The organism is Micromonospora sp. NPDC000663 (assembly GCF_042898105.1).
In the GTDB taxonomy this organism is placed as follows: Bacteria; Actinomycetota; Actinomycetes; order Mycobacteriales; family Micromonosporaceae; genus Micromonospora.
The window spans coordinates 292,677-304,720 of record NZ_JBIAYR010000006.1; the positions used below are offsets into that span (position 1 = coordinate 292,677).

Annotated in this window: 8 protein-coding genes; 5 read left to right on the top strand and 3 right to left on the bottom strand. The window is 72.6% G+C overall.

Features of this window, described 5'->3' with window-relative positions; all coding sequences use genetic code 11:
* Positions 1 to 53 precede the first annotated feature (53 nt).
* Positions 54 to 1,457, top strand: a complete 1,404-nt coding sequence (locus ACFY1S_RS21935; protein WP_387120951.1) for a cobyrinate a,c-diamide synthase — start codon at positions 54 to 56, stop codon at positions 1,455 to 1,457.
* Positions 1,454 to 2,023, top strand: a complete 570-nt coding sequence (locus ACFY1S_RS21940) for a GNAT family N-acetyltransferase (RefSeq protein ID WP_387120954.1) — start codon at positions 1,454 to 1,456, stop codon at positions 2,021 to 2,023. The genes ACFY1S_RS21935 and ACFY1S_RS21940 overlap by 4 nt, the downstream gene beginning before the upstream one ends.
* Before the next feature lie 12 nt (positions 2,024 to 2,035).
* On the opposite strand, the gene ACFY1S_RS21945 is transcribed toward ACFY1S_RS21940, so the two are convergent.
* On the bottom strand, positions 2,036 to 4,165 hold the full coding sequence (locus ACFY1S_RS21945) for a transglycosylase domain-containing protein (protein WP_387120956.1): 2,130 nt from the start codon (positions 4,163 to 4,165) through the stop codon (positions 2,036 to 2,038).
* Positions 4,166 to 4,286: 121 nt separating this feature from the next.
* Between ACFY1S_RS21945 and cobC the strand changes: the two genes are divergently transcribed.
* The 3 genes from cobC to cobA are packed head-to-tail and all read left to right on the top strand — an operon-like array spanning position 4,287 to position 7,680.
* The gene (cobC, locus tag ACFY1S_RS21950; RefSeq protein ID WP_387120959.1) at positions 4,287 to 5,369 is read left to right on the top strand and encodes an Rv2231c family pyridoxal phosphate-dependent protein CobC; all 1,083 of its coding nucleotides are present in this window, start codon (positions 4,287 to 4,289) and stop codon (positions 5,367 to 5,369) included.
* Positions 5,369 to 6,454, top strand: a complete 1,086-nt coding sequence (gene cobT, locus ACFY1S_RS21955; RefSeq protein WP_387120962.1) for a nicotinate-nucleotide--dimethylbenzimidazole phosphoribosyltransferase — start codon at positions 5,369 to 5,371, stop codon at positions 6,452 to 6,454. The genes cobC and cobT overlap by 1 nt, the downstream gene beginning before the upstream one ends.
* Positions 6,451 to 7,680: a uroporphyrinogen-III C-methyltransferase gene (gene cobA / locus ACFY1S_RS21960; protein ID WP_387120965.1), complete on the top strand. Its 1,230-nt coding sequence runs from the start codon at positions 6,451 to 6,453 to the stop codon at positions 7,678 to 7,680. The genes cobT and cobA overlap by 4 nt, the downstream gene beginning before the upstream one ends.
* Positions 7,681 to 7,807: 127 nt before the next feature.
* On the opposite strand, the gene otsB is transcribed toward cobA, so the two are convergent.
* Both otsB and ACFY1S_RS21970 read right to left on the bottom strand, forming a co-directional pair.
* Positions 7,808 to 10,369: a trehalose-phosphatase gene (gene otsB, locus ACFY1S_RS21965; RefSeq protein WP_364374257.1), complete on the bottom strand. Its 2,562-nt coding sequence runs from the start codon at positions 10,367 to 10,369 to the stop codon at positions 7,808 to 7,810.
* Between the two features lie 41 nt (positions 10,370 to 10,410).
* Positions 10,411 to 11,811: a trehalose-6-phosphate synthase gene (locus ACFY1S_RS21970; protein ID WP_139585604.1), complete on the bottom strand. Its 1,401-nt coding sequence runs from the start codon at positions 11,809 to 11,811 to the stop codon at positions 10,411 to 10,413.
* Positions 11,812 to 12,044 lie beyond the last annotated feature (233 nt).

Consider the following 12,044-nt stretch of genomic DNA (forward strand, 5'->3'; position numbering starts at 1 on the left):
CGACCTCCTCGGTTGTCCGTCGCGTACCCGCCGCCGCCCGCGAGGAGTCGATGATGACCGTGGTGCCGCGCCTGGTGCTCAGCGCGCCGTCCTCCGGGCACGGTAAGAACGCGCTGGCGATCGGGCTGCTCGCCGCACTGGCCGAGCGGGGTGTCGACGTCGCCGGGTTCAAGCTCGGCCCGGATCATGTCGACGCCGCGTACCTGGGCCTCGCCGCCGGCCGGCCCGGCCGCGTGATCGATCCCCGCCTGGTCGGTGTCGACCGTCTCGCCCCACTCGTCGCGCACGGCGCGGCGGGCGCCGGCCTCGCCGTGGTACAGGGCAGCATGGGGCTGTACGACTCGGTCGGCGGCCGCCCCGAGCAGGAGTCCACAGCCGCCGCGGCCGCCGCGCTGCGCAGCCCGGTGGTGCTGGTCGTCGACGTCGCCGCGATGGGCCAGTCGGTGGCCGCCCTCGTGCACGGCTTCCGCTCGTACGACGAGCAGCTCTGGCTCGGCGGGGTGATCCTCAACCGGGTGGCGTCGTCCCGGCACGAGGGGATGCTGCGCGAGGCGCTCGACGACGTGGGTGTGCCCGTCTACGGGGCGCTGCGCCGGCAGGACCTGCCGGCCGTGCTGCCGTCCCGGCGGCACGGCGTGGCACCTGTGGTCGAGTCCTCCGCCGACGCGGTCCGCGCGGTGCGCCGGCTCGGTGAGGCGGTCGCCGCCACCGTCGATCTGGAGCGGCTGCTCGGGTTGGCCCGGTCCGCCCCGCCCCTTCCGGCGCCGGCCTGGTCGCCGCAGGAGGCGCTCGGCGCGTTGGCCGTTCCGGCGGACCGGCCGCTGGTGGCGCTCGCCGGTGGCCCGGGTGGCAGCTTCAGCCATCCGGAGACCGCCGAGCTGCTGCGGGCCGCCGGCGCCGAGGTGGTGACGGTCGATCCGCTGCGCGACGAGGCGCTGCCGGCGGGCACCCGCGCGCTCGTCGTCGGCGGCGCGCTGCCCGAGGCGTACGCCGAGCAGTTGTCGGCGAACCGGCGGCTCTGCATCGCGGTGGCCGAGTTGGCGCGTACCGGCCGGCCGGTCGTCGCCGAGGGCGCGGGCCTGCTGTGGCTGGCCCGCGAGTTGGACGGGCTGCCCATGTGCGGGGTCCTCGACGCGGTGGGTGTCAGCCGGGACGGCCTGGTGGTGGGCTACCGGGAGGCGACGGCCCAGACGGACAGCGTGGTCGCCGCGACCGGCACGGTGCTGGTGGGGCACAAGGAGCACCGGGCGGTGCTGACGCCGCGCGCCGGTCAGCGTCCGGCCTGGAGCTGGGACGGCGGCACGCCCGAGGGTTTCGTGTGGCGCAACGTGCACGCCTCGCAGCTCACCCTGCACTGGGCGGGTCACCCGGCGACCGCAGCCCGGTTGGTGACCGCCGCGGCGGCCGAACCGGTGGACGAGGTGGTGCCCGCGCAGCCCGGTGGGGTGCCTGCATGATCGGTCAGGTGGCGGTACGCCGCTTCCCGGAGTTGACAGTGTCGACCCCGCGTACGGAGGTGCGGCGGGTCACCGCCGCGGACGCGGCGGCGGCCGGGGAGATCTTCGCCGACCGGCTGACCCGGCGGTGGCTGCCGCTGGCCGACGACTCCGGCCCGATCGACGGGCACGCCTGGTGCACCGATCTGGCCCGGCAGCGGCGCGACAGCGGCGACGGTGACCATTGGTCGGTGCTCCGCCGTGAGGACGACCTGGTGGTGGGTGCGCTGTGGACGCGGCGTACCGACTGGGGTGCCCGGGCCACCGAGGTCTCGTACGCGATGGCGCCGCACGCGCGTGGCTTCGGGCTGGCCGCCGAGGCGGTGGACGCGGTGGCCATCGCGTTGATCCTGGAGCATGGCTTCCAGCGGGTCGAGCTGCGGGTGGCCCCCGGCAACCTTGCCTCGCGTCGGGTCGCCGAGAAGGCGGGCTTCAGCTACGAGGGCCTGCTGCGTAACGCCGGGTTCGTCCGCGGTGGCCGGGTGGACCTGGAGCTGTGGTCGTTCGTGGCCGCCGACCTGCGCTGAGTCCCGCCGTTCTCAGCCGACGATGGCGTCCGACGGTGGGGTGAACTGGCGGGTGGGTTGTCCCTTCAGTCCGTCCCGCAGCGTCTTGGCGACCGCCGCGATGGGGATCTGGGACTGCCCGTCACCTACCGCGTTGAACGGGTTGTCGGGGTCGGAGATGAAGCTCGCCGCCGCCAGTTCCGGTGTGTAGCCGACGAACCAGGCGGACCGGGTGCTGTCGGTGGTGCCGGTCTTGCCGGCGACCGGGCGACCGACGGTTCCTCGCACGCTGTCGGCGGTGGACCAGCCGCCGCAGCCACCGCGTGCCGGGGTGTCACCTGTCGGGCAGCGGGCCGCGTCGGTGGCCGCCCGGGCGGCGTCCGCGCTCACCACCTGCCGGCAGCGGGGCTTGGCGACCTCACGGTGGATGCCGCCGGGGGTGGCGTACGTGGCGGGTGTGCCGTCCCGGTTCATGATCGCTTGCACGGGGATCGCCTCGCAGTACCTGCCGTCGGCGGCGATGGCGGCGTACGCGTTGGCCATCTCCAGTGGGGTGGCGTCGGAGACGCCCAGGGTGAACGCGCCCCACTTCTTCGCCTTGCCCGGGGACGCCTGTTCCCGGTCGACGTCGGTGCGCCACCGCAGCCCGAGCTGTTCGGCCAGCCGGACGGCCCGGTCCGCGCCGACCTTCTCCTCCAGCCACACGAAGTAGGTGTTCACCGACTTGCCGAAGCCGGACCACATGGTCTGCTGGCCGGTCATCGCGCCGCTGGCGTTGGAGGGCGCCCAGCCGTCGTACACGGACGACTTGTAGCGGTACGGGGCGTTGAAGGACGTGGAGAGTGTCATGCCGGAGTCCAGCGCGGCGAGCATCGGGAACATCTTGAACGTCGATCCGGCCTGGTAGCCGGGCAGGTCGCCGCCGCCGAGCAGGGGTGCCACTGTGTTCGGGTAGTTGGCCTTCACGTTCGGCCCGGCCTCGGGATTGGAGCTCTGCGGGTTCTCGGCCAGGTCCAGTGAGTAGGTGCGGTTGACGGCCATTGCCTTGACCCGCCCGGTGCCCGGTTCGGCGACCACGATGCCGTTGGCGAACGGGCTGCCGGTGGCGTCCTTGGCGCCGACGTTGTTCTCGGCCGCCTCCTGGATCTTGGGGTCGACGCTGAGCACGATCCGGTAGCCGCCGCGGCGCAGCTTGTCGATCCGTTCCAGCCGGTTCGCGCCGAACGCGGGCTGCGCGCTCCACCAGTTCTTCAGGTAGTCGCAGGCGAATCCCCAGCTGTTGTACTTCTGCGGGATCGCGGCGCAGTCGTTCGGCGGGTTGGTGAGCTTCAGCCGGATCGGTTCGGACTTGGCGGCGGCGGCCGAGTCGGGGGACATGTAGCCGAGCTGGCTCATCCGGTCCAGGACGTAGTTGCGCCGTCCGGTGGCCTCCTTCTGGTCGGAGTCGGCCGGGTCGTACTCGGACGGCGACTTGACCAGCCCGGCGAGGGTGGCCGCCTCGACGGGGGTGAGGTCCTTGGGGGTCTTGGAGAAGAAGATCTCACTGGCGGCGTAGATGCCGTACGCCCGGTGACCGAAGTACGCCGAGTTCAGGTACCGCTCCATGATGTCTTCCTTGCTCATCTCCTTCTCCAGGTCCAGGGCCATCCGCATTTCCTTGACCTTGCGCAGGCTGGTCTGCTGGGTGGCTTCCTGGACCTGCTTGGGGGTGGTCGCGCTGTCCCGCAGGGCCATCCGGACGTACTGCATGGTCAGGGTCGACGCGCCCTGGGAGCCGCCGGAGCGGGCGTTCGCCACGAAGGCGCGGGCCACGCCCTTGGGATCGACGCCGTGGTGCTGGTAGAAGCGGGAGTCCTCGGCGGCGACGATCGCCTGCTGGATGTTGGGCGACATGTCCGACAGCTTCGTGTACTGCCGGTACTCCTCGTAGAACATCGTCAGCACGGTCTTGCCGTCTGGCGCGTAGAGGTACGAGGTCTCGGCGGGCAGGGCTGTGGTCAGCAGCTTGGTCTTCTGCTCCACGGCGTGCGCGGTGGCCTTGGCGCCGAGCCCGGTGAGGGCGACAAGCGGGTACGCGGCGGCGGCGATCACGATGCCGGCGATCAGTCCGGCGCGCAGGAGAGGGACGAGTCGACCAGCGGCAGCAAGGGGTCGGTTGCTCACATGGCCAAGTTATGACATTTCCGATACGTACATGAGAAGAACTCTTAAACCGGCGAGTGGTGACGCGGCTTACGTCGAGATCGGCTGTCCCACGGGCCGCCTTCCCGGCAGGATCGCGGACATGCCCGATCAGCCGAGCGCGCCGACCGCCGGCGGGACCGAGCCGGACCTCGCGCACCACGGCGACGCGGAGGCGACAGCCGGCCTGGTCGACCTCGCCGTCAACGTGCGTCGGGCGCCCCTGCCGCAGTGGCTGGCCGGGCCGATCACCGACAGCCTCACCGATCTGGCCCGATACCCGGACCCGGCGCCGGCCCGCGCCGCGATCGCCGCCCGGCACCGGCGTCACCCGGACGAGGTGCTGCTCACCGCCGGGGCCGCCGAGGGCTTCGTGCTGATCGCCCAGGCGCTGCGGGGCGTCCGCCGCCCGGTCGTGGTGCATCCCCAGTTCACCGAGCCGGAGGCGGCGTTGCGGGCCGCCGGCCACCAGGTCGAGCGGGTGCTGCTGGATCCCACCGAGGACTTCCGGCTCGACCCCGGTCGGGTGCCCGCCGACGCTGACCTGGTGATGATCGGCAACCCGACGAATCCCACCTCCGTACTGCACCCGGCGGAGACGGTGGCCGCGCTGGCCCGCCCCGGCCGGGTGCTCGTGGTCGACGAGGCGTTCGCCGACACCACGATCGCGCCCGGGAGCACCGGCGAGCCGGAGTCGCTGGCCGAGCGGCCCGACCTGCCCGGCCTGCTCGTGGTGCGCAGCCTCACCAAGACGTGGGGCCTGGCCGGCCTGCGGATCGGCTACCTGCTCGGCGCGCCGGAGCTGCTGTCCCGGCTGTCCGCCGTCCAGCCGTTGTGGGCCGTCTCCACCCCGGCGCTGGCCGCCGCGTCGGCCTGCGCCACGTCCGTCGCGGTCCGGGCCGAACGCGCGATCGCCGCCGATCTCGCCGCCGACCGCGACCATCTGGTCGCCCGCCTGACCGACCTGCCAGGTGTACGCGTCGCAGGCCGCCCCGCCAGCGCGTTCGTGCTGCTGCACCTGCCCGGTGCGAGCCGGATCCGGTCGGCCCTGCGGGACCGGGGCTGGGCGGTGCGCCGGGGCGACACGTTCCCCGGCCTCGGCCCGGACTGGCTGCGGGTGGCGGTACGCGACCGAAACACCACCGAAGCGTTCGTCGAGGTGCTGCGCGAGACCATGGAGGCATGATGTTGGAGAACAGGATCGCCGCGATCCGACCGCTCGACGAGTCGGCGATGGCCGCCGCCCGGGAGCTGCACGGCCGGCTCACCAAGCCGGCGGGCTCGCTGGGTCTGCTGGAGGAGCTGTCGGTACGCCTCGCCGGCCTGGCCGGCGCCTGCCCGCCGCCGCTGCCCGAGCCGGCCGCGGTCGCGATCTTCGCGGGTGACCACGGGGTGCACGCCCAGGGCGTGTCCCCGTGGCCGCAGGAGGTCACCGGGCAGATGATCGGCAACTTCCTGGCCGGCGGGGCGGTCGTCAACGCGTTCGCCCGGCAGGCAGGCGCGTCGGTCACCGTCGTCGACGTCGGCGTGGCCACCCCGCTGCCCGCCCCCGAGGTCTCCGGCACGGCGGTGCTCGACCCGTCCGCGCCCCGACTTGTCACCGCGTCGGTCCGCAGGGGCACCCGGGACTTCACGGTGACCGCCGCGCTCACCAGGGACGAGGCACTGGCGGCCGTGCGGACCGGCATCCGGATCGCCGACGAGCTGATCGACGCCGGTGCCGGCATCCTGCTCACCGGGGACATGGGCATCGGCAACACCACCCCGGCCGCCGCGTTGATCGCGGCGTTCACAGGCGCCGACCCGCTCGACGCCACGGGCCGGGGCACCGGGGTCGACGACCCGACGTACGCGCACAAGGTGGCGGTGGTGCGGGCCGCGCTGGCCCGGCACACGCCCGACCCGGCCGACCCGCTGGGTGTGCTGGCCGCCGTCGGTGGGCTGGAGCACGCCGCGCTGGCCGGGCTGATCCTGGGCGCCGCGGCCCGCCGTACGCCGGTGCTGCTGGACGGCGTCATCGCGGTCTCCGCCGCGCTCGCCGCCGCCGCGTTCGCCCCGAACGCGGTCGGCGCGATGGTCGGCGGTCACCGCTCGGCCGAGCCGGGCGCCACCGTGGCGTTGCGCCATCTGGGTCTCGACCCGCTCATCGACCTGGGGCTGCGCCTCGGCGAGGGCACCGGTGCGCTGCTGGCGCTGCCGGTGGTCACCGGCGCGGTCCGGGTGCTGCACGAGGTGGCCACCTTCGACTCCGCAGGCGTGGCCGAGAAGTGACGAGTCCGTACCCTCTGGGCCTGCGGTTGGCCGGACGGCGGGTGGTGGTGGTGGGCGGCGGCGCGGTCGCCACCCGGCGGGTGCCGGCGCTGCTGGACGCCGGCGCGGACGTCCTGCTGGTGGCGCCGGAGCTGACCCCGGCGCTGCGCGCCCACGTGAACGCCGACCGGCTGCGCTGGGCACCGCGCCGGTTCGCGCCTGAGGACCTGGACGGGGCGTGGCTGGTCCAGGTCGCGATCGACGACCCGATCGCGGCGGCGTCGGTGAGCGCCGTCGCCGCCGAGCGGCGGATCTTCTGCGTACGGGCCGACGACCGGGCGGCCGCCACGGCCTGGACCCCGGCCGTGACCCGGCACGGCCCGGTCACCGTGGCGGTGCTCGGCGGCGGTGACCCCCGGCGGGCGATGAGTGTGCGTGACGCGATCCGCGACCTGCTCGCCGTGCGCGACGCCGCTCCCACCCGGGACCGGCCCGACGCCGAGGCCACCTCCGCTGCGACGGTCGGGCGTGTGGCGTTGGTCGGCGCCGGGCCGGGCGACCCGGAGCTGATCACGGTGAAGGGCTGGCGGCTGCTCACCGAGGCCGACGTGGTGGTCGCCGACCGGCTGGTCCCCGGGCTGCTCCTGGACGAGCTGCGCCCCGACGTCGAGCTGGTGGACGCCTCGAAGATCCCCTACGGGCCGTCCCGGGCGCAGGAGGAGATCAACCAGATCCTGGTCGACCGTGCCCTGGCGGGTGCCTTCGTGGTCCGGCTCAAGGGCGGTGACCCGTACGTCTTCGGGCGGGGCGGGGAGGAGTTGCTGGCGTGCGCGGAGGCCGGCGTACCCGTGACTGTCGTGCCGGGGGTGACCAGCTCGATCGCCGCTCCGGCCGCCGCCGGCATCCCGGTCACCCACCGGGGGGTGGCGCACGAGTTCACAGTCGTCTCCGGGCACCTGGCACCCGACTCGCCGGCGTCGCTGGTGCGCTGGGACGCCCTCGCGGGCCTGCGCGGCACGCTGGTGATCCTCATGGGGCTGAAGAACCTCGCCGTCATCACGGCGACCCTGATGGCCCACGGCCGGTCGCCGCAGACACCGGCCGCCGTGGTCCAGGAGGCCACGACTGGCGGCCAGCGGGTGCTGCGGTCCACGCTCGACGCGGTGGCCGCCGACCTGGCCGCCGCCGACCTGCGCCCGCCCGCCGTCGTCGTGGTGGGTGACGTGGTGCACGCCCTGGAGCCGTAACCCGCCGCGATCTTGCACTTGCTGTCCCGGCAAGAGGGACGTATCCCGCCATATTGACGACACAAAGCGCAAGATCGACGAGATCGGGGCCAGAGCGTGTGCGCTCCGGCCCCGATGCGTACTCGAACTACTGCTTGAGCATGTTGTCCAGCAGCAGGGCGCAGCGGATGAGCCCCAGGTGGCTGTACGCCTGCGGGTGGTTGCCCAGCCCGCGTTCGGCGAGCGGGTCGTACTGCTCGGGGAGCAGGCCGGTGGGGCCCGCGGTGAGCACCATCTGCGCGAACAGCTCCTCGGCGTCGGTGCGGCGGCCGGTGCGCAGGTACGCCTCGATCAGCCACGCCGTGCAGATGTGGAAGCCGCCCTCACGGCCGGGCAGGCCGTCGTCCCAGTGGTACCGGTAGACGACCGGGCCGCTGCGCAGGTCCGCCTCGATCTTCAGCACGGTGGACAGGAAACGCGGGTCGTCCCCCGGGAGCAGACCGGACAGGCCGATCCACAGCGACGACGCGTCCATGTCCTCGTCGCCGTACGCGACGCTGTACGCCTCGACCTCGTCGTGCCAGCCGTGCTCCAGCACGTTGGCGCCGATCCGGTCGCGCAGGTCCTTCCACTCGGGTCGGTCCTCGCCACCGTGCTGGCGCATCACGTGCAGCGCCCGGTCGACTGTCATCCAGCACATCACCTTGGAGAACACGTGGTGCCGTGGTGGCAGCCGGGCCTCCCAGATGCCGTGGTCGGGCTCGTGCCAGCGGCGGCGGACCGCCTCGACCATGTTCTCCAGGACCCGCCACTCGTCGTCGCGGACCGAGCCACGGGCGTCGGCGACTGCCGCGATCAGGTCGGCGATCGGGCCGAAGACGTCCAGTTGGAGCTGGTGGTTGGCGAGGTTGCCGACGCGTACCGGCCGGGAGCCGGCGTACCCGGGCAGTGTGTCGATGACGGCCTCGGCGCCCAGCTCGTATCCGTCGATGGTGTACAGCGGGTGCAGGCGCTCCGGGTGGCCGCCGGTGCGCTCGATGCAGCCGTCCACCCAGCGCAGGAACGCCTCGGCCTCCTCGATGGAGCCGAGGTCGACGAGCGCGCGGGCGGTAAGCGCCGCGTCGCGCAGCCAGCAGTAGCGGTAGTCCCAGTTGCGGACGCCGCCCAGCTCCTCGGGGAGCGAGGTGGTGGCCGCGGCCAGGATCGAACCGGTGGCCTCGTGGCAGAGGCCGCGCAGGGTCAGCGCGCTGCGGGCGACCAGGTCGCGGGAGGTCGAGGGCAGCCGCAGCGAGGCCACCCAGTCCTTCCACGGCTGCTCGGCGGCGGTCTGCCGCTCGTGGATCGGCACCCGGTGGTGCTCCAGGCTGTGCGTGCCGAAGCGCAGCTCCAGGACGACCTGCCCACCGGCGGCGGAGAGGTCGACGACGGCCTTGGCGGTCTCGTACCCGCCGTCGTTGTTGACCTGCCACTCGACGCCGGGGGAGTAGAGGGCGATCGGCTCGTTGGAGCCGAGCACCAGCAGGCCGTCGCCGAGCGGCTGCAACTGCACGGCGACCTGGCCGAACTCGGGCCGAGGGGCGAACTCCAGCCGGGCCTTGCCGTGGCCGGTGAGCACCCGGACGAGGGTCGAGTCTCCGGTGACGACGGCCGGACCGTCGGGGGTGGTCTCCCGGGCCGGCTTGTCCAGCCAGTCGGTGACGGTGAGCCCGGACCACCGGGTCTCCACGGTCATCGTGCCCGAGCGGTAGCGCTGACCCAGCGGGATGCCCCCGCGTTCCGGGGCGACGCTGAAGTGACCGGCCGGGCTGCCGCCGACCAGGTCCGCGAAGATCGCCGCGGAGTCGGGCTTGGGGTGGCACAGCCAGCTGACCTTGGCCTCGGGGGTGAGCAGCGCGACGGTACGGCCGTTGGAGAGCATCGAGTGCCGCTCGATGGGCACCGCCCGCTCACCGAACAGCCAGTGCCGGCGGGTCTCCAGCAGCAGCCCGAGCGTGCGGGCCGCGTCGAGCGGCTCGGCCACCCGGTAGGCGGCCTGGGTCTCGCCGGGGCCGATCTTGATGCCGAGGTCCGGACCGTGCAGGTTGCCGAACGCGTTCTCGTCGGTGACGTCGTCGCCGATGAACAGCACGGCGCTGGCCGCGAGCTGGGTCCGGAGCTGGTCGATGGCGGTGCCCTTGTGGGTGGCCACCACGGAGAGCTCGATCACCTCCTTGCCCTGGGTGACGGTGACCCCGTCGAAGGTGGCCGGGCCGGTGCGGACCGCCTCGATGGCGGCGGCGGCGACCTGCGGGTCGACCCCACGGGTGTGCATGGCGACGCTTGCCGGCTTGCGTTCCAGCCGGATCCCGGGGTGCTCGGCGGCGATCTCGCGAAGCGCGTTGCGCACCCGCTGGCGTACCGCCACCAGCTCGGGGGAGAGTCGCTCGACGAAGCCGATGTCGAACTCGGAGCCGTGGCTGCCGACGAGGTGCACCTCGCTGGGCAGGCGGGAGAGCGCGGCCAGGTCGCGCAGCGCCCGGCCGGAGACGACAGCCACGGTGGTCTGCGGGAGCGCGGCGAGCGCGCGGATCGCGGCCACCGACTCGGGCAGGGGTACGGCGGTGCTCGGGTCCTCCACGATCGGCGCCAGTGTGCCGTCGTAGTCGCAGGCGATCAGGAGCTGGGGGACCCGGGCGATCCGGCCGATGGCGGAGCGCAGCTCAGGGTCCATCACCTCGGTGACGATCGGCGCTCCGTCGTTGACGGACGTGTTCACTCGGCCTCCGCCTCGGAAACTCCCAGTTCGGAGAGGAAAGACTTGGCCCAGTGCCCCACGTCGTGGGTACGCAGGTGACGTTGCATTGTCCGCATCCGGCGGCGTGCCTCGGTTTTCTCCACGTGCACTGCCCGGAGCAGGGCGTCCTTGACCGCGTCCGGATCGTGCGGGTTACACAGAAAGGCCTGGCGCAGCTCCGTTGCGGCGCCAGCGAATTCACTGAGCACGAGCGCACCGCCCTGGTCGGCGCGCGATGCGACGTACTCCTTGGCTACCAGGTTCATTCCGTCTCGCAGCGGTGTCACCATCATCACGTCGGCAGCAACGTACATCGCGGCCAGCTCACTGCGACTGTACGACTGATGCAGGTAATGCACCGCCGGCACGCCGACCCTGCCGAATTCGCCATTAATCCGACCAACCTCGCGCTCTACCTTGACTCGAAGTGCCTGGTAGTGCTCGACGCGCTCACGGCTCGGTGTGGCGACCTGCACCATAACCGCATCGGGAACTGTCAACTTTCCGTCAGCCAGAAGTTCGCGGAAGGCCTTGAGCCGCAACTCGATGCCCTTGGTGTAGTCCAGCCGGTCCACGCCAAGGATGATCGTCTTCGGGTCACCCAACTCGGCGCGGATCTGCTTGGCGCGGGCCTGGACCGCCGGATCGGCGGCCATCCGTTCCATCTCCTGCGTGTCGATCGAGATGGGGAAGGCGCCCGCCTTCACCTGCCGCCCGTCGACCTGGATCATCTGCCCCTCGTAGCGCAGCCCGAGCAGGTGCCGGGCCAGCCGGACGAAGTTCTGCGCGGCCAGCCGCTGCTGGAAGCCGACCAGGTCGGCGCCGAGCAGGCCGCGCAGGATCTCGGTGCGGAACGGCATCTGCATGAACAGCTCGATCGGCGGGAACGGGATGTGCAGGAAGAACCCGATCCGCAGGTCCGGTCGCAGCTCCCGCAGCATCGCCGGGACGAGCTGGAGCTGGTAGTCCTGCACCCAGACCGTCGCGCCCTCGGCCGCCACGTCCGCCGCGGCCTCCGCGAACCGGGCGTTGACCAGGCGGTACGCCTCGCGCCAGCGGCGCTTGTAGGCGGGTGTCTCCACGGCGTCGTGGTAGAGCGGCCAGATCGTCGCGTTGGACTGGCCCTCGTAGTAGCGCTCCAGTTCCTCGGCGCTCAGCGGCACCGGGTGCAGCCGGATGCCCTCGAGGTCGAAGGGCTCGGGGGCGGCGCCTGTGCCACCGGCCCAGCCCACCCAGGTGCCCTGGTGTTCGGCGAGTACGGGATGCAGCGCGGTGACCAGCCCTCCGGGGCTGCGTCGCCACTGCCGTCCCTCGGGTGTGCTCACCTCGTCGACAGGCAGACGGTTCGCCACTACGACAAAGGAGCTACGGACGGTCACGATCGGCCACCTCCGGGTACTGACGGGTCCACCGCGATGAGCGTACTGAGCGTAGCTGCGGCCTCTGGGCCCCCGTGCCGGAGTCTCCTACCCGCCTCGGACTCGCCGAATCCTTGAGGTGATCTTGTCGACAGCGGCACCGCTCGGAGGCGACGATCCGGCTCGCCGCGTACTCCTCGGGCGGGGTGATGTGGGCGAAGCTCGCCGTACCTGTCAGGATTGACGATGGCGTG